The sequence below is a fragment of the Aeribacillus sp. FSL W8-0870 genome (genome assembly GCF_037963755.1).
Taxonomy (GTDB): Bacteria; Bacillota; Bacilli; order Bacillales; family Aeribacillaceae; genus Aeribacillus; species Aeribacillus composti.
The window spans coordinates 1,079,566-1,101,448 of record NZ_CP150165.1 but is presented as its reverse complement, the minus strand read 5'-3'; the positions used below and the strand labels follow the sequence as shown (position 1 = coordinate 1,101,448).

General features: G+C 40.6%; 18 protein-coding genes and 1 other annotated feature (1 of these 19 cut by a window edge). Of the genes, 4 read left to right on the top strand and 14 right to left on the bottom strand.

Features of this window, described 5'->3' with window-relative positions; genetic code table 11:
* Positions 1 to 21 precede the first annotated feature (21 nt).
* From NSU02_RS05410 to NSU02_RS05375, 8 genes are all read right to left on the bottom strand, one after another.
* Entirely contained in the window at positions 22 to 1,458 is a 1,437-nt protein-coding gene (locus tag NSU02_RS05410) for an NAD-dependent succinate-semialdehyde dehydrogenase (protein WP_327855850.1), read from the bottom strand.
* 22 nt (positions 1,459 to 1,480) lie between these two features.
* Positions 1,481 to 2,830: a 4-aminobutyrate--2-oxoglutarate transaminase gene (gabT, locus tag NSU02_RS05405; RefSeq protein ID WP_130157138.1), complete on the bottom strand. Its 1,350-nt coding sequence runs from the start codon at positions 2,828 to 2,830 to the stop codon at positions 1,481 to 1,483.
* Between the two features lie 104 nt (positions 2,831 to 2,934).
* Positions 2,935 to 4,311 (bottom strand): putrescine aminotransferase, encoded by a 1,377-nt coding sequence (locus NSU02_RS05400; protein ID WP_339194594.1) that lies wholly within the window; start codon positions 4,309 to 4,311, stop codon positions 2,935 to 2,937.
* 24 nt (positions 4,312 to 4,335) lie between these two features.
* Positions 4,336 to 5,808 carry an aldehyde dehydrogenase family protein gene (locus tag NSU02_RS05395; protein WP_130157134.1) on the bottom strand — a complete coding sequence of 491 codons (1,473 nt, stop codon included), beginning with the start codon at positions 5,806 to 5,808 and terminating at the stop codon, positions 4,336 to 4,338.
* Positions 5,809 to 6,026: 218 nt separating this feature from the next.
* Positions 6,027 to 8,165, bottom strand: coding sequence for a sigma 54-interacting transcriptional regulator (locus tag NSU02_RS05390; protein ID WP_339194590.1), 2,139 nt, complete (start codon positions 8,163 to 8,165; stop codon positions 6,027 to 6,029).
* Between the two features lie 204 nt (positions 8,166 to 8,369).
* Positions 8,370 to 8,624: a hypothetical protein gene (locus tag NSU02_RS05385; RefSeq protein WP_082830222.1), complete on the bottom strand. Its 255-nt coding sequence runs from the start codon at positions 8,622 to 8,624 to the stop codon at positions 8,370 to 8,372.
* A 17-nt stretch (positions 8,625 to 8,641) separates the two neighbouring features.
* Positions 8,642 to 8,875, bottom strand: a complete 234-nt coding sequence (locus NSU02_RS05380) for an SAV0927 family protein (protein WP_339195691.1) — start codon at positions 8,873 to 8,875, stop codon at positions 8,642 to 8,644.
* 66 nt (positions 8,876 to 8,941) lie between these two features.
* Entirely contained in the window at positions 8,942 to 10,195 is a 1,254-nt protein-coding gene (locus NSU02_RS05375) for a Glu/Leu/Phe/Val dehydrogenase (RefSeq protein WP_339195688.1), read from the bottom strand.
* A 535-nt stretch (positions 10,196 to 10,730) separates the two neighbouring features.
* Here NSU02_RS05375 and NSU02_RS05370 point away from each other — a divergent pair.
* The 3 genes from NSU02_RS05370 to NSU02_RS05360 all read left to right on the top strand — a co-directional run bounded on the left by NSU02_RS05370 (position 10,731) and on the right by NSU02_RS05360 (position 11,896).
* Positions 10,731 to 10,889, top strand: coding sequence for a hypothetical protein (locus tag NSU02_RS05370; protein ID WP_165381917.1), 159 nt, complete (start codon positions 10,731 to 10,733; stop codon positions 10,887 to 10,889).
* 296 nt (positions 10,890 to 11,185) lie between these two features.
* A complete protein-coding gene (locus NSU02_RS05365; protein WP_165381916.1) occupies positions 11,186 to 11,338 on the top strand; it encodes a hypothetical protein in 153 nt (50 codons plus the stop codon).
* A gap of 336 nt (positions 11,339 to 11,674) precedes the next feature.
* On the top strand, positions 11,675 to 11,896 hold the full coding sequence (locus tag NSU02_RS05360) for a DeoR family transcriptional regulator (RefSeq protein WP_327855809.1): 222 nt from the start codon (positions 11,675 to 11,677) through the stop codon (positions 11,894 to 11,896).
* 179 nt (positions 11,897 to 12,075) lie between these two features.
* On the opposite strand, the gene NSU02_RS05355 is transcribed toward NSU02_RS05360, so the two are convergent.
* Both NSU02_RS05355 and NSU02_RS05350 read right to left on the bottom strand, forming a co-directional pair.
* Complete coding sequence (locus tag NSU02_RS05355) at positions 12,076 to 12,822, bottom strand: pseudouridine synthase (protein ID WP_339194583.1); 747 nt, start codon at positions 12,820 to 12,822, stop codon at positions 12,076 to 12,078.
* Positions 12,823 to 12,827: 5 nt separating this feature from the next.
* Positions 12,828 to 14,441, bottom strand: a complete 1,614-nt coding sequence (locus NSU02_RS05350) for a polysaccharide biosynthesis protein (RefSeq protein ID WP_066249479.1) — start codon at positions 14,439 to 14,441, stop codon at positions 12,828 to 12,830.
* A 197-nt stretch (positions 14,442 to 14,638) separates the two neighbouring features.
* On the opposite strand from NSU02_RS05350, the gene NSU02_RS05345 reads away from it, so the two are divergent.
* Entirely contained in the window at positions 14,639 to 15,913 is a 1,275-nt protein-coding gene (locus NSU02_RS05345; protein ID WP_339194579.1) for an NAD(P)/FAD-dependent oxidoreductase, read from the top strand.
* Positions 15,914 to 17,425: 1,512 nt separating this feature from the next.
* Here NSU02_RS05345 and NSU02_RS05340 read toward each other — a convergent pair.
* The 4 genes from NSU02_RS05340 to leuS all read right to left on the bottom strand — a co-directional run bounded on the left by NSU02_RS05340 (position 17,426) and on the right by leuS (position 21,773).
* Entirely contained in the window at positions 17,426 to 18,052 is a 627-nt protein-coding gene (locus tag NSU02_RS05340) for an NAD(P)-binding protein (RefSeq protein WP_339194576.1), read from the bottom strand.
* Between the two features lie 504 nt (positions 18,053 to 18,556).
* Positions 18,557 to 18,742, bottom strand: a complete 186-nt coding sequence (locus NSU02_RS05335) for a sporulation protein Cse60 (protein WP_063386586.1) — start codon at positions 18,740 to 18,742, stop codon at positions 18,557 to 18,559.
* A gap of 265 nt (positions 18,743 to 19,007) precedes the next feature.
* Positions 19,008 to 19,328, bottom strand: coding sequence for a rhodanese-like domain-containing protein (locus NSU02_RS05330; protein ID WP_339194573.1), 321 nt, complete (start codon positions 19,326 to 19,328; stop codon positions 19,008 to 19,010).
* Positions 19,329 to 19,358: 30 nt separating this feature from the next.
* Positions 19,359 to 21,773 (bottom strand): leucine--tRNA ligase, encoded by a 2,415-nt coding sequence (gene leuS / locus NSU02_RS05325; RefSeq protein WP_339194570.1) that lies wholly within the window; start codon positions 21,771 to 21,773, stop codon positions 19,359 to 19,361.
* A 67-nt stretch (positions 21,774 to 21,840) separates the two neighbouring features.
* Positions 21,841 to 21,883, bottom strand: a binding site (T-box leader); it runs 178 nt beyond the window's last position.

Here is a 21,883-nt window from a genome sequence, read left to right as displayed (position 1 = left end):
TTTCTTCCTAAAGGACATCGATCATTCATCAAAGGCAATGGAAATATATTTTGTCTCAAGAAACTCTTCGATTCCATAATGTCCGCCTTCCCTGCCCAATCCGCTCTCTTTGTAGCCTCCGAATGGCGCCTGGGCGGTGGAAGGCAGTCCGTCGTTCAACCCGACAATTCCGTATTCAAGTGCTTCACTGATTCGAATTGCTCGGTTCAGATTTTCTGTAAAAACATACGCCGATAACCCGTAAGCCGTATTGTTCGCACGAGTGATCACTTCTTCTTCCGTCTTAAACGTGATGATCGGAGCAAGAGGACCGAAAATTTCTTCCGAAACACATGTCATTTCATCAGAAACGTTTGTAACAATCGTAGGCGGATAGAAGAACCCGTTATTGGAAGCAGGTTTTTCCCCGACGTACACCACCTTTGCCCCTTTATGCAACGCGTCATCAAGGAGCTGTTCCATTTTTTGTACAGCATTTTGATCGATGAGAGGTCCGAGGTCTACTCCTTCTTCTAGTCCATTTCCCACTTTTAATTGGCTGAGCTCTTCCTTAAAAAATTCAACAAATTGATCTACAACAGATTCTTGAACGTAAATACGATTTGTGCAAATACAAGTTTGCCCAGCGTTTCTAAATTTTGAAGTAACAAGAGCCTTCGCCGCCTTCTTAAGATTTGCATCGTCCATTACGATAAATGGGGCGTTTCCACCAAGCTCAAGGGAGATTTTTTTTACGGTATCTGCTGCCCCTCTCATCAAGACTTTCCCCACTTCAGTGGAACCGGTAAAGGTAATTTTTCTTACCCTAGCATCTTTTAGCCACGCATCACCGATTGCACCTGATTTTCCAGTGACAACATTGATGACTCCTTTTGGAATTCCTGCCTGCTCCGCTAATTCCATAAGTTTCAAGGCTGTAAGAGGTGTTTGGGTGGCTGGCTTAACGACTGCTGTGCATCCAGCTGCCAACGCCGGTCCAATTTTCCGGGTGATCATTGCTGCCGGGAAATTCCACGGGGTAATTGCTGCAATCACGCCAACCGGTTCTTTGCGGACGAGAATCCGTTTATTCCTAAAGGAAGCAGGAATTGTTTCCCCGTACACTCTTTTTCCTTCTTCCGCATACCAGGAAATGAAGCTGTTTGCATAATTTACTTCCCCGATGGCTTCTTGTAACGGCTTTCCCTGTTCCATCGTCATGATCCGGCCAATTTCTTCTTTTTGCTCATCGATCAGATAGTACCATTTCATCAATAATTTTCCCCGCTCTTCAGCGGTCTTTTTCGCCCAGGATGGAAAAGTGCGAAAAGCCGCATCTACTGCTCGGACGGCTTCAGCCGTTCCTGCTTTAGGAATGGTGGCAATCGTTTTACAAGTCGCGGGATTCACCACATCAATCGTTTCCCCTGTGTCGCTGTCAACCCAATTTCCATCAATGTACATCTTGTACGATTTCACTGCTTCCATTCGTTTCACCTCTTTAAACATGCTGTTTTTCCAGTACAGTCTCAATCGATTGCTCCAGTATAGTTAACCCTTCCTCCAATTGTTCATCAGTAATGACTAACGGAACTAAAATGCGGATTACATTACTATATATACCGGCGCTAAGCAACAAGAGGCCGCGATTTTGCGCTTCTTCAATAATCCGGCCAACTGCTTCCTTATCCGGGGCTTTGCTCTTTTTATCCTTGACGATTTCGAAGGCGCACATTGCCCCAAGTCCGCGGCTGCCGTCCACTTGTTCAAAACGGCTTTCAAGCTCGTTGAATTTATCCATAATTTTTTTGCCAATTTCCTGCGCCCGGCTGTTTAAGTTTTCAGACTCGATAATATCCAATACGGCTAATGCTGCTTTACAGCCTAACGGGCTTCCAGCATACGTGCCGCCGATTTCCCCGGGTGAAGCAGCATCCATAATTTCTGCCCTTCCGATTACACCGCTGATCGGAACTCCTGCTGCCAACGACTTGGAAATCGTAATCAAATCTGGAACAACATCAAAATGATCGATGGCAAAATAACGACCCGTTCTGCCAAATCCTGTTTGGATCTCGTCAGCGACGAACAAAATTCCGTATTGGCTGCACAGCTCCCTGACTCTTTGAACAAAAGCTTTATCAGGGATGATAAAGCCCCCCTCCCCTTGAACAGGTTCCATAACAACAGCGGCGATTGTATTTGGATCTACATCGGTGATAAGGAAGTTTTCAAATTGCTCGATCACATATTGGCTGTACTGTTCTTCCTTCATTCCGTCAGGTCTGCGATAAATATAAGGATAAGGAGCACGGTACACTTCCGGAGCAAAGGGGCCGAATTCGTATTTGTACGGCTTCACTTTGCTTGTCATTGTCATCGTCATCAAGGTACGGCCGTGAAATCCCCTTGTAAAAGAGATGATCCCCTGCCTCTTCGTATATTTGCGTGCGATTTTCACCGCGTTTTCAACAGCCTCTGCCCCGCTGTTAAAAAATGCTGCTTGCTTCGGGAAATCTCCCGGTGCAAGTTCTATTAGTTTTTCGGCAAGCTCAATGTAAGAATCATATAAAAAAACATTAAATCCTGTATGGATGAAATTTTCTGCCTGCTCCTGGATCGCTTTTACCACTTTCGGATGGGAGTGTCCCACATTTATAGTTCCGATTGCGCCGGCAAAATCGATGAAAGTGTTTCCGTCAATGTCTTCAATCAAAGCTCCTTTTGCGTTCTTTGCAAAGGCTAGGCAGCCATTTGAGATTCCTTTTGGAACGTATTTCTTCCTTTTTTCCAATAGAGCTTGAGATTTAGGTCCAGGTACGGCCGTATTCACTTTTGCATATTTTCCCATGCTTCATTCTCCTTCATATATAAATTTCATTATGACCGAAAAAAGGAGGATAATCCTCCTTTTTTCGAATCCGACAAAGCACATGTTCTAAACCGTTGTTAACCTCAAGAAATTATTGTACTTTTACCTTCTAATACTTTTTTGAATGTTTGAATAACTGTATCTACCTCTTCATAGCTGATGGTTAAAGGCGGCTCGATACGGATCGTTTTTGAGTTTACGAGAGTTCCGGCGACAAGCACCCCGTTATCAAACATTCCTTTAGATACTTCATAACCAATTTCATCTTTGTGGAACTCGACTCCGATCATTAAACCTTTTCCGCGGATATCCAGAACTTTATCTTCATGGCCCTTTGCAGCCTCTCGCAAGCCATTAATAAAATATTCTCCAACTTCGGCAGCTCTTTCAGGAAGTTTTTCTTCCAATAAAATATCAATTGTTGCGATCGCTGCTGCACAAGCAATGGGGTTTCCGCCGAAAGTGGTTGTATGGACAAACGGGTCTTTAAACCAGTTCTTGAATACCTTCTCTTTTGCTACAACTGCCCCTGCAGGCATTACTCCTCCACCAAAGGCTTTCGCTAAACAAATGATATCTGGAACAACATCAAACAATTCAGCTGCAAACATTTTGCCAGTACGGCCCATTCCCGTCTGCACTTCATCAAAAATAAGAATGGCATCGTATTCATCACACAATTCTCTAACTTGTTTGAGATATCCCTCCGGCGGGATATTGATTCCTCCTTCTCCCTGAATTGGCTCTAAAATCACGGCCCCTACGTCTTCCCCAACAAGGGCACAAGTTTCAAATGTTTTTCTCATCATATCGATGTCACCGAATGGAATGTGACGGAAACCGGAAACAAGCGGCAAGAATGGTTTACGGAATACGCCTTTTGCCGTTCCGGACAAAGATCCCAAGCTTTTTCCATGGAATGCTTTTGTCGTTGAAATGATCGTCGAACGGTCGCTGTACATTTTTGCTAGTTTCAGCGCAGCTTCCACACTTTCAGTACCGCTATTGGTGAAAAATGCATACTTCAAGTCCCCTGGCGTAATATGGGCTAAAATTTTTGCCAGCATAGCACGAAGCGGATCGAGCAAATCCTGGCTATGGAGCGCCTGGCGATTCAATTGATCTTTAACCGCTTTGATCACTTTCGGGTTGCGGTGACCAACGTTATATATCCCAAATCCGCCAAGACAGTCGATATACTTTTTGCCTGTTACATCAGTAAAACAGGAACCAGAGTCGGACCACTCCACTGCAGCAAACTGCTGATCCTTTGTCACTGTTTTCCGATATTCCAAAAAGCCAGGATTAACGTATTCGCGAAAGCCGTCAACGGTTTCCCTCGTTACCCATTGTGCTTCTTCTTCCGTAATATTCTCTTTCTCTATTAAATCCAATACTTGTTTAATATATAATCTAATATCTTCCAACCCTGTCTTTTTTTGCTCTACATTCACATTCATTTTTAATCCCCCTGCTTTTTTAGTTTAGTTTGAAAACCATCTGATTGGTTCAACTTGAAGATTTATATTGATTTGTTTTGTCTCCTGATAGGTGTCAAGTCCGTAAGTGCCGAGAGCGCGTCCTATCCCGCTTTGCTTATAACCTCCCCAAGGAGCCTCGTTGTACGTATTATGGTACATATTGATCCACGTAATCCCGGCACGGACTTTTTTGATCACACGAAGCGCCTTTGCACCATCTACTGTGAAAACTGCACCCGCAAGGCCATAATCTGTGGCATTGGCAAACTGTATCGCTTCCTGTTCATCTTTAAACTTTTGAATGACGACAACAGGTCCAAAAATTTCGTCCTGAACAATTTTCATGTCATTTGTCACATCGACAAAAACAGTTGGTTCAACAAAGTATCCTTTATCCAAGCCGTTTTCAGTGATGCGGTTTCCACCGCAAACAAGCTTTGCCCCTTCCTGTTTGCCGAGTTCAATGTATCTCAATACTTTTTCCATATGCTCCTGGCTGACAAGAGGCCCCATTTCCGTATTTGGGTCGTCTCCAGGACCCACTTTGATCTTTTTCGCCCTTTCGACGAAACGGTCAACAAACTTGTCGTAAATGCTTTCTTCAACCAAAATTCTCGATCCGGCAGCACATACTTGTCCTGTTCCGCAAAAGATTCCAAACAGGGCATAATCAACGGCTACCTCAAAGTCGGCATCTGCAAAAATGATGTTCGGCGACTTTCCACCAAGCTCAAGAGAAAGCTTCTTAATATTTCCTGCAGCAGCCTTCATGATACTTCTTCCCGTTTTTGTTCCTCCGGTAAAGGACACAAGGTCCACATCCTTGCTTTCTGCGATTTCATTCCCAACAGTTGCTCCTGGTCCCATAACCATATTGGCAACTCCTTTTGGTATCCCCACTTCTTCAATTATTTCGAAAAGCTTTGTCGGTGTAACGGGAGTAACTTCCGATGGCTTATAAACGATTGTGTTCCCTGCAGCGAGGGCAGGAGCAATTTTCCAAACACTCATGAGCATCGGATAGTTCCACGGAACGATCAAGCCGCAAACGCCTACTGGCTCTTTAACTACAAGGGCTTGAGCCGGATCTGAAACCTGGTAAGTGACTCCTTCCGGCTTCGTGATGAGCCCTGCATAGTAGCGGAAGCAATTTGCCGCATCGGCCATATCAAATCTAGCTTCCCTTAGAGGCTTCCCATTGTCCATCGTTTCGAGGCGGGCAAGTTCTTCAGCATTTTCATCAATTTTGTCGGCAATTTTATAAAGGTAAGTTGCCCTCTCTGCAGCAGGAACATCAGACCAGATACCGCTTTCAAAGGCTTCCTTCGCCACTTTGATCGCTTCCCGGGCGTCTTCCACCGTTCCTTCCGCTGCTTGGGCGATTACTTCACCAGTAGCCGGATTATAAATATCCCTTTTGTTCTTTGTTTTGGAATCAATCCATTCTCCGTTGATATACATTTTTAAATCAAACATCTATACACCCCTCCTTGTTTTCTATTTTTTATTTTGCAAGAACCATGCCAAAACTCATTCCCGAAGCAATGAGCGATCCAATTGGTGATGTGGCATAAGATTTATCGAAAATTGCTCAATCAGAAGAATTAATCAATTTATTGAAAAAAGAAAAAAGTATGCAGTTTTGCATACTTTTATCTATTTGTGCATATGAGATTTTCTTTCTCGCGTCATAGTTAACTTTTTAATTGGCTTTCCTTTTCTCGATCTTTTAAAATTTTTTGATATTTTCTGCTCACCGAAGACTGGCTTACTCTTAAAGCCTTTGCAGCTTTCGTCGTCGTTTTGTACTGTTTCATCGCAAGCAAAATCAGCTGTTCCTCCACATAATCAAGGGCTTCCTGCAACGGCATCACCCGTGAGATGACAGGTTTTTCCCGTTTGAAATGGATATTCGATGAAAGGATGCGGTCGACATCTTTGGCATCAATCGTATCATTGTCAGTGGAAACGGCCAATCTTTCAATCACGTTTTGCAGCTCCCGTACGTTTCCGGGCCACGAGTATACTTCCAGGAGATTGAGAGCGTCTGGAGAAAGGTGGAAATTTCTGTTATACCTCTCATTAAACTGTTGCAGAAAGTGAAAGGCAAGAAGCGGAATATCCTCTGGGCGTTCCCTTAAAGGCGGCACCCGGATTGGGATGACATTCAGGCGGTAATAAAGGTCTTCGCGGAACTTCCCCTCTTCCACCATTTTCTCCAGATTCCTGTTCGTTGCAGCAATGATCTGCACATCAATGGGAATGGGGACGGTACTGCCGATTGGCACGACCTCCTGCTCCTGTAAAACCCTCAGAAGTTTCACCTGCAAGCTCATGGGCATTTCCCCGATTTCATCGAGAAACAAAATCCCTTTGTCCGCTTGTTGGAAATACCCTACTTTTCCGTTTTTATCCGCACCGGTAAATGACCCTCTTACATACCCAAAAAGCTCACTTTCAAGCAAATTCTCCGGAATAGCGCCGCAATTCAGCCTCAAAAAAGGATGGTTTGACCGTTTTCCCAATTGATGGATCGCCTGGGCAATGACTTCTTTTCCTACACCTGATTCTCCATAGATCAAAACGGTGGAGGAAAATTCCGATACTTTCATTACCTGATCCATGATTCTTTCCATTTTCGAACTGCAGTAAATCAGCTTTTTTGAGAGCCGGTCCTTTGTTTTGAAGGAGTCCAATTCCTGCTTGTATTGATCGGTAATTTTTTTCATTTCCCTTAGTTCCGTTTTTAGTTTTGTTGTTTCGGTAATGTCTCTTGAAGCAATGATGATCCGGTCAATCTCTCCATTTTCATCAAATACAGGATTACCGACTGCTAAAATTTTCTTCCCAGAGTTTGTTTCCTGAACGATGGATACCTTTTTCTTTTTCTCCAATACAAGGCGGGTTACTGAAGGCTTGAATAAGCCCTTGTTCTCAAGCTCCACCAGATTTTTCCCAAGTATGTCCTTCAGTTGCACTCCCCAAAAATCAGGAATAAAGCTTTCACTGTAGCGGATGAGCTCTCCTTTATTATTTACAACGAGGATTTCATCATAAATTGTTGAGAGGATCGCATTCAAATCTTTGTTTAAGTTTTTGATATGCTCTATTTCCATGGCCATTTCTTCAACCATGGGCAAGTCTTGGACAATGATGATTATTCCTTCCACTTCATCGTTGTAATCAATGATCGGGCTGTAATCGACGAGAACCCCTACATGGTCCGAAATTTGGATCTGATTCAAAATTGTGTCTCCGGTCGAAAATACCCGGTTGATATGATCTCCATTAAATATTTGTTCAGCTTTCTTTCCGAGTACATCTTCCGATTTCATTCTGATCATCTTCAGCCCTGAGTCATTGCACTGGATGATGTTTTTTTCCCGATCAACCACAAAAATCCCCATCGGAATGGAAGTCAATATGATCTTTAACAGATCAAAGCTTTTCACGCCATCATGCTTAAACAATTCCGCAAGCGCATCTTCCCTTTTGATGTAACCGGTATAGTTTCCTTCAGCATTTTTAATGATCGCAATCGGTTCTCCGATAATTTGGAAAATGTCGGGGATGGATACAGAAGATGAAAGCTTTGGAATATTGTCAAGCGGTACTGAACATTCTTCTATAACACTTACCGGTATTTTTCCATCCTTATTTGTTTTTGACAGCAAATCCTTGATCCGGATATAGGCAACCAATTCATTTCTTTTTTTTAAAAAAAGGAACGGATCGGGACAATTTTCTTTCTTGCAATGGAAAAACCCATCATCCATTCCATCAAGGTCGAGGGAAACGATCGGCCTGATTTTGTCTCCTGATAGCGAAAACATAAGCCTCTCCCTTTCTTTTTACTATTATTTTATCACCAAATGATCGTTTTTTAGGATCTTTTTCTTTTATAGAAGACGGAGAACCGACTGATCATTTGACCGACTTAAGAAAACAGCACGAAATGGAAAAGAGGAGATGTTATCATCCCCTCAACATCACGAACCCGAACCGTCCTGCATTTAAAAATAGTGATTGATTCAAAGTTAATCTGCGGCTCTTGCGTAAATTTCCTCGACGACAAAAGCAAGAACCATTCCTGGAACAACTCTGTCTCCCTTTTGTACCTCTATGGATTCTACTTTCCCGCAAATACCTACAGCGACCGTTTTCTGCTCTCCATCATCAGTTCTGATCGTAAACAGCTTTTCCCACTCATAAATCTTTTCATCCACTTGGATGGCTACTTCTTCAACTACTCCGTTCCAAGAACTCATTACGTATTCACGGGTAACGATCATTTTCCCCCTCCTTCCGCTCAATATTGTTCCGCCAGGTGGTGATTCGTCAAAATCGTCCGAAAAAAGTCTTTGCATTGCTCTGTATCCGTACAATGAATTCCCAATTTATCTGCCCAGATTTCCTCTTTATCGATATCTTCTTTACACATGAGCATAAATCTTTCCGTCTGCAAAGACATGACCATCGCTTTGCCAAAGAACTGATTGGAGAAAATCACTGCCAAATCATAACGGTAGTCATTGGAAGCGATGCAGTAAAAATAAATCGTTTGATTTTCCCTTTCTTCTAATAAAATATATCCAATTTATCCTCCCCTTTACACTGTAATCCAGCCGCGAAGACGTGACGCTTCTATTATGCTCCGTACGCCCTCAATATAAGCCGCGACTTTCATGTCCACACCGTAACATTTCATTGTTTTATAGACTTTATTGAAACTTTCGTTCATTTTTTGTTTCAGTTTTCTATCCACTTCTTCAACCGTCCAGTAGTATCCTTGATTATTTTGGCACCATTCAAAATAAGAAACGACCACCCCGCCGGAGTTTGCCAATATGTCGGGAACAACTAGAATTCCCCGATCTTTGAGAATTTGTGCCCCTTCTTTTGTTGTCGGCCCGTTAGCTGCTTCCACAACAATTTTACAATTCAGCCTGCCCGCATTTTTCTTTGTAATTTGTCCACCGGTTGCAGCCGGGACAAGGACGTCGCATTCTTTCTCAAGCAGTTCCTGGTTGGAAATGGTATGATCAAACAGATTGCTGACGACTCCATAAGAATCTCTGCAATCTAACAAATAAGGTATATCGAGACCGTTTTCGTCATAGATTCCGCCTAATACATCGGAAACACCGACGACCTTGGCACCTAACTCATGCAAATATTTCGCCAAGTATCCTCCTACATTTCCGAATCCTTGAACAATAACTCTCATTCCTTCTATCGGGATATTTTTAAGCTCGCTGACAAGCTGAAGGATATACAGCAGTCCTTTTGATGTAGCCGTCTCCCTGCCCAGCGATCCGCCAAGTGCAATCGGTTTTCCGGTAATGAAGCTGGGATTGTCAAACTCCCGGATATGATCATATTCATCAAGCATCCATGCCATGATCTGCGCATTCGTATACATGTCAGGAGCTGGTATGTCTTTTGTAGGTCCCACAATTTGGCTGACGGCTCGTACATATCCTCTACTCAATGCTTCCAGTTCGCGTAAACTCATCTCAAGGGGATTGCAAACAACCCCGCCCTTTGCTCCCCCGTATGGAAGTCCGTTGATTCCGCATTTCATGCTCATCCAACCGGAGAGCGCTTTTACTTCATCTGCTGTAACATCCTGATGGAAACGAATACCTCCCTTCGTTGGTCCGCATGCATCGTTATGCTGAGCACGATATCCTTTGAAAACTTTAATAGACCCATTGTCCATCCGAACAGGAATCGTCACTTCCAAAAACCTCATAGGTTCTTTCAAGAAGTTGAATGTCTCCTCCGAATAATTGAGAATATCGATTGCTTCCCGCAACACAGACTGAAATTCGATAAGGGGATTTTGCTCCTCCTGTTCCATATTTGATTGATTGTTATTTTTTGGTTCAGCCGTTGAAGTTGACATGATAACACCTCTTTTTTTCTTTGTAACTATGAAAATGCAAGACTCGTGCCAATGGGCCATTTAGTTTAGAAAACGTCATTTTACACAGTTATAAAGGAAATCAAATTCATAATAGAAAGTGATAAAAAATAGAATTTGAATAACTTATTCGGAATTGCATAATTTCCTATGCACCAAATAGAGTGTCCTAAAAGTGATAATAGTTGGGGGGCTACCTTCCGCATTTCCGTCATTGCGTAAATAGGATGAAATTGAAAACATGTTTGCAGACTTGCTTTTGATTCGTTCTAGGCAGGATCAACAATTTAAAAATTTATAAGCTCATAGCATTGGTCAATCAAAACGAACTCCGCAAAATCGATCGAGTGAAAAAGAGCACGAAAAAACCGCAGCACCTTTACTATCGTATCGTCCTTCTGGAACAATTTTAAAATTACATCAAGGGAAGCTCATAAAGACAAGCCATTTTGAGTTACTAAGAAATGCAAATATGAAGGAATTTATGTGTTTGATTGCGGTGACAACGATAATTGCTCAATTTGAAGGCACCGCCATTTCAGCTGCCGGAGGAAACGGTCTGAGGAAACTGCAGAAAAAAGCAGACTTTGTACGAAAACAAACGATGAGAACGGGTTTTCCTATTCAGTAATAAATAGTTAAAAAATCAAAAACCTTTCGTCACCCAATAACATATAAACGGGCAAAGATAAATTCTTGAGCAAAAGGTTTCGTTTTTCATAATTGCTTTATCTGACTACAATAGACGTTTTCTTTTAGAAAATTTCTTAAAAAATCACCAGCATCTAAAAAACGTAGAAAAGACAAAATAATGATGTAAAAAATAAGTATTTTTCGGAAATTTTCAATAGATTTTGCGTCTCTCTTAAAAAAGAGGGAGTGGTAAAATGAAAAAGATACTAATGTATCATCATTGGAGTGATTTTCTTGGAAATAATTTTTAATATTTCTTTAGGCATTGCCCTTGTATTTTACATCGTTTTTTCATTGCTTATCGATTTTAGCGGCAAGGATTTGCCTTTCATCTATTTAGGCATCGTTTTATTGTTTGCATCTGAATTGCTTAACAAAGGTATTTAAGAAAAAGATAATTTGTAGATTTTTGAAAACTCCAACGGTGGGTTTTTTTTGCATTCATCAAGCTTTCTAATCACCAATGGAACCTTTTTTAACGGTTGAAGGAATCATCACTTCACTATTTGTCTATTCGACTGGGGTCAGTTCAAGCTGTTAAATCGGCCTATGAGAGGTAAGTATTGTAAATATTATGTGAATTTTATGAACACACTGGAAAGTTTACATGTAAATTGTGTATAATGGAATTGTACCACTTTAGGAGTTTGACATCTAATGCATGGACATTGAAGAGTATGTAGGTTTGTGATTTCGATGCATTAAATGATAGGGAGTGGTTTTTTGAAACCTTCAACAAACCGTATGCTAACCCGAATCAAATCCGTCTACATGTTCATTCATGAAAGGGGTACAGTAACAACTCAAGAGCTTGTCGATGAATTTGGTATTACCCCCAGAACGATTCAGAGGGATTTAAACGTGTTAGCATATAACGATTTAGTGCACAGTCCTGCAAGAGGAAAATGGGCAACAACTAGCAAGAAGGTCAAGATGTCATCCTAGCTACTAAAAAAAGAAAATTTGGTTATTCGTTCACATACATATATGGGGCTGATCCAAAAGTTACATAACTTTTGGTCTCAGCCCCTTTTTGTCTGCTGTTGCAAGCAATTTCCACCTTTTTCGGCGCCAGTTTGTCCGCCTTTTTAAAAAACGGAAGTTCAATTTGAACGTTTTTCAAACTACAAAGGAAAATCGGCTGAATCGCCCGGCTGCCCTTGAATCGATCGCAGTTGTTCTAATTCTTCTTTTGTCAGTTCTCGATATTCCCCTGTTTGCAATGTTTGATCTAGTTCAAGCGTTCCCATTTGGATTCGTTTTAAATATTTCACTTTTTTTCCGACAGCAGAAAACATCCGCTTAATTTGATGGTATTTCCCCTCCGTTATGGTGACAAAAACTTCAGAAATGTCGTCTGCCTTAATAATTTCAAGCAAGGCAGGCTTTGTAACATAACCGTCATCAAGTTTTACACCTGCTTTGAACCGCTCGACATCTTCCTCTGCCACTAGACCAATAACTTCCGCAAAATATTTTTTAGGAACATTTTTCTTGGGCGATGTTAATTGATGGGCAAGCTGTCCGTCCGATGTTAACAGCAATAGCCCTTCGGTATCTTTGTCAAGCCTGCCGACAGGAAAGGGATTATAGCGAAGATCTTCCGGATCAAGCAAATCGACCACAGTCTTTTGGACGTTGTCTTCTGTAGCAGATAAAAAACCAGCTGGCTTGTTCATCATGAAATAAACATGTTCTTTGTACAACACCTGTTCACCGTTAATGATGATTTCTTGTTTATTCGGGTCGACATTTGTTTTCGGATCCGTCACCACTTCTCCATTAACATGAACGGCCCGTTCCTTTAGCAGCTTTTTTACTTCTTTTCTGCTGCCGTAGCCAGCATGTGCTAATAGTTTATCAATACGCATATTATCTACCCCCTTTCCTTCCTCTTACTTAAAAATCTAGTTCCAAAAATAACTTTTAGGAATCCTGATTGCTTAGCCAGCCAAAAATACGAGCCTGCTCCTAATAATGCAGCAATTCCAACCATGATGGCGGCATTTGTTTTACTTGCATGGTAATCAAAAAAGACAGTGAAGAGAGAGGAAAACGCTACAACGACAATTGACATACAGATGACCAAAATTCCCGTAAATATTGTTCTTTTCCAAAATCTTTTATACGAGTAGCCTGTATGACGGCGAATCATCATTAATCCGTATATGAGCGAGCCAAGAAACCCGATCGCAGTTGCCATAATTGAACCGTATGCACCAAACTGCGTGATAAGCCAGCTGTTTAAACAAATTTTTAGCAGAAGACCGAATGCAAGGCTGATGACAGCCAATTTTTGTTTATTAATCCCCTGCAAAATGGCGGCTGAAACAGTGAAATAAGAAAAAAGCAAAGCGATCGGTGCATAGGCAGCTAAAATGCTCGCACCTGTTTCGTTGTCATTATAAAAAAACATGTAGATTGGTTCGGAAAGAATAATGATCCCAATGGATGCAGGGAGAACGAGAAACATTAATGTTTGAAACGCTTGGTCAATTTGTCTTCTAACAAACGGAAAGTTTTGATTCGTGAACGCATTTGTAATGGCCGGCACGAGCGTTAAGCCAAAAGCAGTTGCTAAAGAAACAGGAATCATGACAATTTTATTCACTAAAAAATTGACCATGGCATATAATTCTTGCGCTCTTTCGCCTTCTCCCGCCTGAATCATAGCTTTATTAAACGTAAAAGAATCGACAAATTGATATAAAGGAATAGCTAGTCCGACAAATACAAACGGACCGGCATACCTGAACACCTCGAGAAACATTTGCTTCGTGGAAATGCCGGAAGGTTCAATTTTGTTCTCCTGCATCGCCAATAAGGAATTTTTTCTTTTCATCCAATACAAAAAAAGGACGAACAGCCCGCCGATGGCGCCAACAAAGGCGGCAAATGTCGCATAACCCACCGCTGTAATGATATCGCCATGTAATACTTTTAAAATGATATAGCTGGAAACAAGCAAAAAAATGATGCGCACTAGCTGTTCTATTACTTGGGAAACGGACGTCGGGCCCATTGACTGATGCCCTTGAAAAAAACCTCGTATTAAACTCATGATCGGAACAACTATAAGCGCAAGGCTGACCATTCGTATAACATATGTGACATCCTCAACTGTCACACCTTGCAGCTCCTGTTGGCCAAGCTGGTGTTCCGCAAAGAAAGGCGCAGTCACAAATAAAATAAAACAAGTGAAAATTCCTCCAAGAAGCATAAACAGCATCCCAGATCGAAACATTCTGCGGCTTGTCTCGTAATCACCAATGGAATTATATTTTGCGACAAATTTTGAAATGGCCATAGGAAATCCCATTGTCGCAATGCTTAAAAAAATCGTATACGGAACATATCCATATTGATACAAAGCACTTCCCGTTTCTCCAACCAACGCGAAAAACGGAATGACATAAATCATTCCTAAAATCCTTGAAATATATGTACCTAATGTTAAAATAAACGTCCCTCTTAATAATTTATCCGACATCTTTTGCTCACCATTGTTTCTAACAAAAATTTTCAACTATAACATTTTACCACATTCACTAGGAACTAAGATATAGTCATCACTCATTGAATTCAAAAATTCATCTTTTTATAATGAGATGTAGACGAAACTAGGATCAATGTAAAAGTACGAATAAATTGGACAAGCAACATCAACTTCTTAAAGGTTGTGAGAATATGAATTATGATGTAGCAGTAATTGGAGGGGGACCATCTGGATTGATGGCCGCCATCGCCGCCGCTGAAAACGGAGCGAACGTGCTGTTAGTCGATAAAGGAGAAAAATTAGGAAGAAAGCTGGCGATCTCCGGTGGCGGACGGTGCAATGTAACAAATCGCCGGTCAATTGAAGAAATTATCAAAAATATTCCCGGCAACGGACGATTTTTGTATGGCGCTTTTTCGCAATTTAATAATGAAGACATTATACGCTTTTTCGAAAACCTTGGAGTTCGTTTAAAAGAGGAAGACCATGGCCGGATGTTTCCAGTATCAAATAGAGCTCAAGACGTAGTCAATGCGCTACTTTCCGAACTAAAAAGGCTGAACGTTACAATTAAAACAAATCATCCGGTTGAAAACATCGAATACAGTGAAAGCAAAGTAAAAGGAATCTGGTTGAAAAATAAAACCTTTATTCCTGCCAAAGCTGTTGTCGTTGCTGTCGGAGGAAAATCTGTCCCTCATACCGGAAGTACTGGAGACGGATACGTGTGGGCAAAAAAAGCCGGTCATACTGTGACGGAATTATTTCCAACTGAAGTGCCGATTACTTCGAATGAACCGTTTATCCGAACAAAACAATTGCAAGGCCTGTCGTTAAGAGATGCGGCTTTAAGTGTGTTGAATCAAAAGGGCAGACCAATTATTACGCACAAAATGGATTTTATTTTTACCCATTTTGGCGTATCAGGTCCTGCTGCACTAAGATGCAGCCAATTTGTTGTAAAACAATTGAAAAAAGAAAAAACGGTGACGTTGTCAATTGACGCTTTTCCTACTGAAAATGAAGAAAATCTTTTTCAGCATATTTTGCTTAAATTGAAAGGCGAACCGAAAAAAGCTGTTAAAAATGTATTAAAAGGTCTCTTGCCTGAACGATATTTGCTATTTTTGCTGGAGGAATCCGAAATCGATCATTCGATGACATATTTCCAACTTTCAAAAGATAAGCTGCGCCAATTTGTCCACTTAGTGAAAGATTTCCGCTTCGAAGCAAACGGCACGCTTCCAATCGAAAAAGCGTTTGTGACCGGCGGAGGCGTTTCTATAAAGGAAATCGATCCAAAGACGATGGCCTCTAAACTAATGAACGGGCTTTATTTTTGCGGCGAAATATTGGATATTCACGGCTACACGGGCGGCTACAACATCACGGCTGCGCTCGTAACAGGACGGCTGGCAGGCTTGTACGCAAGCCGTTACGTAGAAAAGGGCGAACCGATAAGTTGAACTGCCTCCTGTCAAGTAGTTAGTGGAAATAATAAAAGTTGATCTAAGCGGTCTTGGCTCTATATTCCAAAGGACTGAGACCGTTTAATTTTTCTTGATAAAGATGGTAATTGTAAAATTGGATGTATTCGTCAATCGCCTTCTTTAGCTCTTCAAATGTATCGTACTTATGTAAATAATATTTTTCACATTTACTGTTCCCCAAAAGGATGCCATTGGACCATTATTCTATACATCGTCCAACACGAGACATATTATGTGTTAACCCTACTTGATCAATTCTTCCTTTAAATCCATGTGAAGTAAATTGAAATCCTCGATCACTATATAGTAAATATGCTTACCATGAATAGAAGGAATTTCTTTGACTAACGTGTAAAACACTAGCTTATTATTATTAGATTGCTAAATACATAGCTAACAATAGAACCATCAAAGGTCTAAAATAGCACTTAAATAAGCTTTCTTTGAAAAACCATATTTTAGTTCTATCACATTCGTTATCCATTTTTCATTCGGTTTACTTACTGTAAATTCACGATTTAAAATGTTATCTGCGCATGTTGGGGTTAGATGGATACAATCTGTCATTCGTAAAGAGAAAAAGCGTTATTTTAAAAACGTTGATGAGAGTTCTGTTCATGTTAACCCTGATTTTGAGTAGAAGTAGAAGCAGAGGCAAAGTGAGGTAATACAGTTCCGAGAAGTAAAAAAGTAAATGGTCAGTAAAGAGATTACTTTGAACTTCATTTCATTTTCCTCCTCTTATATTTTTAAATACAATACAATAGTATAATATCAAAAAAATACATATTTAACATTTTTTGTCTCAAAATAGTATAATAATGGTATATTTTAATATGAAAAGAGGATAATTCTAATGAATAGTAACAAATCCGTATTATTAGCAGTGTTTAGTATTCCGATTTTTATGTTAATCACATCTTTTGATTTATCTATACAGACTGATAGAATAAATGCCCTAATTTTCCTTGGATCCACATATCCGATATTTTTCCTTTTGTATTATTTATTTAGTTAAGATTAAAAATTTTAAACCAATGTTAGTTCTATCAATAGGAATATTATTATGGACTGCATTCACTAGTTTTTTATTCAAAGATACCTTTATTACAATTGGTTTATTTATAATTTCCATCTTAGTTTTAGTGACAATAACAGTTATAACTAAAGAACCTAATTAATCCGCATTTAATGTCATGGTATTAAATGGAATGTTTTGGATGGCATAGTATCAAATTGCATTTTTAAACCTTACCTTTTTAATTCAAAGCGCATAAATTGATGGGTCTGTCTAAAAAGTCAGGATAACTTACTCTTTTTTTTTTTTAAAAACACACAAAAAAACGTCCTATCTAGTAAAATGTGAGGTGACAAGCCCAATTTTACAGAAAGAACGTTTTTTATGAACTGGGCAGCTGACTTTTGGGGGCGCTTCTTTTTTTGCACAAATCGCTATCCCGTTGAACGGCCATGTGCGATCCGGTTTAGCTATTCGCTAGACCTGTTCGCATTCAAAAGCATTTCCAGCTGCTTATGCCGTTCTTCATTTGAAGCTTCTAAAAAGCTCTTGTCTAATAATTGATGTAAAACCATCCTTTTTTGCTCTGGGTCGTTGATTTCTTCTAAGACACGTTTTCGACCTTCCTTTAAAAATTCAACATAGTCAGCAAAATGTTCATCAAACTGCTCTGCCAAACTATTTTTTAATTTTCTGGCGAGCCCCGGAACTTTCCCGCTCGTTGATACACTGATGATTAAATCGCCCCTTTTAAATGTTGCCGGCATAATGATATTGCTTTTTTCAGGTGCATCCACTACATTGATCAGCTGATGTGCTTCACATGACTGGTAGACCTGCTCATTAACTTCCCTTTCATTCGTTGCCGCAATGACTAGAAACGCACCGTTTACATCGTCTTTTTCAAACGTTTTTTGTTTCCACGATATTTTTTTTTCTTGATGCATTCGAAAAAGATGATCTGATAGATCGGGACTGACAACCGTTATATCAGCACATGCATCGAGCAAAGCTTTTATTTTTCTTTCCGCTACCTTCCCTCCGCCGACAACGACTGTCTTTTTTCCTTTCATATTCAATATTGCGCTGTAATACATATGATCACCCTTTTTTGTCTTAGCGCTTACAATTTCTGGTTGATGCGAAGCGTTTTTTCCTTTCAAATCAAAAGGTTCTAGGATAACTTCAAAAAATTGGCCATCCTTTTTTTCGTGCGGTCGCTTCGGAACGGCATTGAAATCTTTTTTCCAATAAAAAAAGACCTAGATTCCCCATAAACAAGGATTTTCAAGCGGGTCCAAAGCTTGTTTTAAAAAGCTTTTTCATGAGTTAGTCCGTCTTCCATCCTGCAAAACGATGGCGACCATTTCAGTTTTATTCGACTTTCTCTCATCAGGTACAATTTATAAAGTGTTTCCTATCTGGATCAGTGCTTATAAGCTTTCAAGATCCACTGGGCATAGCAACTGCTTGGAGCGCATGCGAACATTGATGCATTGACGAAGATTCTCTGAATTACAATCAACCTGCGCTTCACGTCTAATTCTGTTTACATTCTTACTAAATATAATAGACTTTTCATTATTAATGTGAAAGTCTTCTTATTCTTTGTAAATAATCATCGCTGAAAAACAGTAAATTTGTTCACCTTTTTGATCGCATGTTACCGCTACATGATATTTTATGTCGATATATTTTTGGCTTGGAAGCGCAGTTAAAAAAGCGTTCACTTCCTCTTCTAAATCTTTTTCATGCTCTTCGTCAAAAATGGCGACTTTATAGCTCAATTTCTTCACACTCCCTTTATTTATCTCGTTGCTTCCAATATACTTTTATGCTTGTACAAATATGACACTTTTAATAAAGGGATGTCGGCAGTTTTTATGGGGATTTTGAGGGTATTACATGCGGTATGGTTTACTGTTTTGGATACAAATTTAATTTTACTTTACGCACAAGCCGAGTATTACATGCGGTATGGTTTACTGTTTTGCCACGCTAATCTTCCTTTATAAGGAAAAAACCGCGCCTACTTAAGCGCGGTTTTTCCACTTATTTTTTTATCTCGCTCTTCGGTTTGGTTTCCCCTGTCCATTCGAGCATTCCGCCAACCATATTGATGACATTAAAACCAATATCCTGTAAATATAAACAAACATTTTCACTTCTTCTTCCTGAGCGGCAGACGAAAATATATTCCTTTTCTTTATCAAATTCTTCAATGCGGTCCGGGATTTCTCCCATCGGAATATGTTTTGCTTGTGGAATCATGCCTTCTTCTACTTCTTCTTCCTCGCGGACATCAATAATGTCTAATTTTTCGCCGTTTTCAAGCTTCGTTTTGAGATCATTTGGTGTGATTTCTTTTACCATAAATGGCCATCCTTTCATTGATATTCAAGCTTAATTGGCTACGATGTTGACAAGCTTGCCAGGAACAGCAATCACTTTACGAACGGTTTTGCCTTCAAGCTGTTCTTTTATTTTTTCATCATCCATCGCGATTTTTTCCATTTCCTCTTTAGAAGCATCGTTTGGTACAAGCAGCTTTGCCCGCACTTTTCCGTTGATTTGAATGACAATTTCCACTTCATCTTCGACAAGCTTTGATTCATCCCATGCCGGCCACGATTCATAAGCAATCGTTTCAGAATGGCCGAGTTTTTCCCAAAGCTCTTCGCAAATATGCGGAGCAACCGGCGATAAAAGCTTTACAAAGCCTTCCATATATTCTTTCGGAAGAATTGTCGCTTTATAAGCTTCATTAATAAATACCATCAGTTGCGAAATAGCTGTGTTAAAATGCAGATTTTCATAATCCTCCGTTACCTTTTTCACTGTTTGGTGATAAATGCGTTCAAGCTCTTGAGACGGTTCATCGACGATTTTCGGATTCAACTCGCCATTTTCCATTACAAACAGCCGCCATACACGATCTAAAAATCTTCTTGCACCGTCGAGTCCTTTTGTTGACCATGCAATGGATGCATCAAGCGGACCCATGAACATTTCATATAAACGGAGAGTATCCGCTCCGTGGCTTTCAACAATTTCATCAGGATTGACGACATTTCCTTTTGATTTGCTCATCTTTTCATTGTTTTCGCCGAGGATCATTCCTTGGTTAAACAATTTTTGGAACGGTTCTTTCGTCGGAACTACTCCGATATCGTATAAAAATTTATGCCAGAAACGGGCATACAGCAAGTGTAAAACAGCATGCTCAGCCCCGCCGATATAAATGTCCACAGGCAGCCATTTTTTCAATTTTTCAGGATCAGCTAATTGTTCTGAATTGTGCGGGTCAATATAGCGCAAATAGTACCAGCAGCTTCCCGCCCATTGAGGCATTGTGTTTGTTTCGCGCCGCCCTTTTTTGCCTGTTTTCGGGTCAACGACATTCACCCAAGCCTCAATATTCGCTAAAGGTGACTCACCGGTTCCCGAAGGTCTAATTTCATCTGTTTCCGGAAGCACTAACGGCAGCTCCTCTTCAGGAACAGCTGTGATCGTGCCGTCTTCCCAATGGATGATCGGAATCGGTTCACCCCAATAACGTTGACGGCTGAACAACCAGTCTCGGAGACGGTATGTCACTTTTCTTTGTCCTTTTTTGTTTTCCTCCAGCCATTTGATCATCGCTTCAATTGCTTCTTCTTTATTCAATCCGTTCAAAAAGTCGGAATTTACATGCTCGCCGTCTCCTGTATAAGCTTCTTGTTCGATGTTTCCTCCAGCGACAACCTCTTTAATCGGCAGGTCAAATTTTTTCGCAAATTCATAGTCCCGTTCATCGTGGGCAGGCACGGCCATGATCGCACCTGTACCATAGCTCATTAAAACATAATCGGCAATCCAAATCGGCAATCTTTCTCCATTGGCAGGATTTACAGCATAGGCTCCGGTAAACACGCCTGTTTTTTCCTTCGCCAAGTCCGTTCTTTCGAGATCGCTTTTACTTTTAATTTGATCTAAATAGGCTTCCACCGCTTCTTTTTGTTCCTCGGTTGTAATTTCTTTCACAAGCGGATGTTCAGGCGCAAGCACTGTATACGTAGCACCGAAAAGCGTATCAGGACGAGTAGTAAAAACAGTAAAGGTTTTATCAGTTCCATCGACTGTAAAATGAACTTCCGCACCTTCCGACCGGCCGATCCAATTTCGCTGCATTTCCTTTATGCTTTCCGGCCAATCAAGCTCTTCTAAATCTTCCAGCAGCCTGTCAGCATATTCGGTGATTTTTAACACCCATTGTTTCATCGGACGGCGTTCAACAGGATGTCCTCCCCGTTCGCTTTTTCCGTCGATGACCTCTTCATTTGCAAGAACAGTTCCGAGTGCCGGGCACCAGTTGACGGGCACTTCATCAATGTAAGCAAGTCCTTTTTCATAAAGTTTTAAGAAGATCCATTGCGTCCATTTGTAATATTCTGGATCAGTTGTATTTACTTCCCGATCCCAATCATAGGAAAATCCTAGTGATTGAATTTGTCTGCGAAAATTATCAATATTTTTTTTCGTAAATTCCGCAGGATCGTTGCCGGTATCTAAAGCATATTGCTCAGCCGGAAGTCCAAATGCATCCCATCCCATCGGATGGAGAACATTGTATCCTTGCATCCGTTTCATTCGCGCCAAAATGTCGGTTGCCGTATAACCTTCAGGATGGCCTACATGAAGACCAGCTCCCGAAGGATACGGAAACATATCCAATGCATAAAACTTCGGTTTATCGGAATCATCCTCTGTTTTAAATGTTTTGTTTTTTAGCCAATAATCTTGCCATTTTTTCTCAATCTCACGATGGTTGTAAGACATGTAAAAATCCTCCTTTGCTATATATATGTATAAGCGTCAAATAATAAAAAAACTCCCATCCCCACGACGAAGGGACGAGAGACAATTTCCCGCGGTACCACCCAAATTAG

Bases quoted from the DNA above. Each gene is read 5' to 3' on its own strand.
- NSU02_RS05395 (WP_130157134.1), bottom strand. From the start codon at position 5,808: ATGTTTGATTTAAAAATGTATATCAACGGAGAATGGATTGATTCCAAA.
- NSU02_RS05385 (WP_082830222.1), bottom strand. From the start codon at position 8,624: ATGATCGTTACCCGTGAATACGTAATGAGTTCTTGGAACGGAGTAGTT.
- NSU02_RS05330 (WP_339194573.1), bottom strand. From the start codon at position 19,328: ATGGTAAAAGAAATCACACCAAATGATCTCAAAACGAAGCTTGAAAAC.
- NSU02_RS05350 (WP_066249479.1), bottom strand. From the start codon at position 14,441: ATGTCGGATAAATTATTAAGAGGGACGTTTATTTTAACATTAGGTACA.
- NSU02_RS05390 (WP_339194590.1), bottom strand. From the start codon at position 8,165: ATGTTTTCGCTATCAGGAGACAAAATCAGGCCGATCGTTTCCCTCGAC.
- gabT (WP_130157138.1), bottom strand. From the start codon at position 2,830: ATGGGAAAATATGCAAAAGTGAATACGGCCGTACCTGGACCTAAATCT.
- NSU02_RS05370 (WP_165381917.1), top strand. From the start codon at position 10,731: ATGAAGGAATTTATGTGTTTGATTGCGGTGACAACGATAATTGCTCAA.
- NSU02_RS05400 (WP_339194594.1), bottom strand. From the start codon at position 4,311: ATGAATGTGAATGTAGAGCAAAAAAAGACAGGGTTGGAAGATATTAGA.
- NSU02_RS05340 (WP_339194576.1), bottom strand. From the start codon at position 18,052: ATGTATTACAGCGCAATATTGAATATGAAAGGAAAAAAGACAGTCGTT.
- leuS (WP_339194570.1), bottom strand. From the start codon at position 21,773: ATGTCTTACAACCATCGTGAGATTGAGAAAAAATGGCAAGATTATTGG.
- NSU02_RS05355 (WP_339194583.1), bottom strand. From the start codon at position 12,822: ATGCGTATTGATAAACTATTAGCACATGCTGGCTACGGCAGCAGAAAA.
- NSU02_RS05375 (WP_339195688.1), bottom strand. From the start codon at position 10,195: ATGGAACAGGAGGAGCAAAATCCCCTTATCGAATTTCAGTCTGTGTTG.
- NSU02_RS05345 (WP_339194579.1), top strand. From the start codon at position 14,639: ATGAATTATGATGTAGCAGTAATTGGAGGGGGACCATCTGGATTGATG.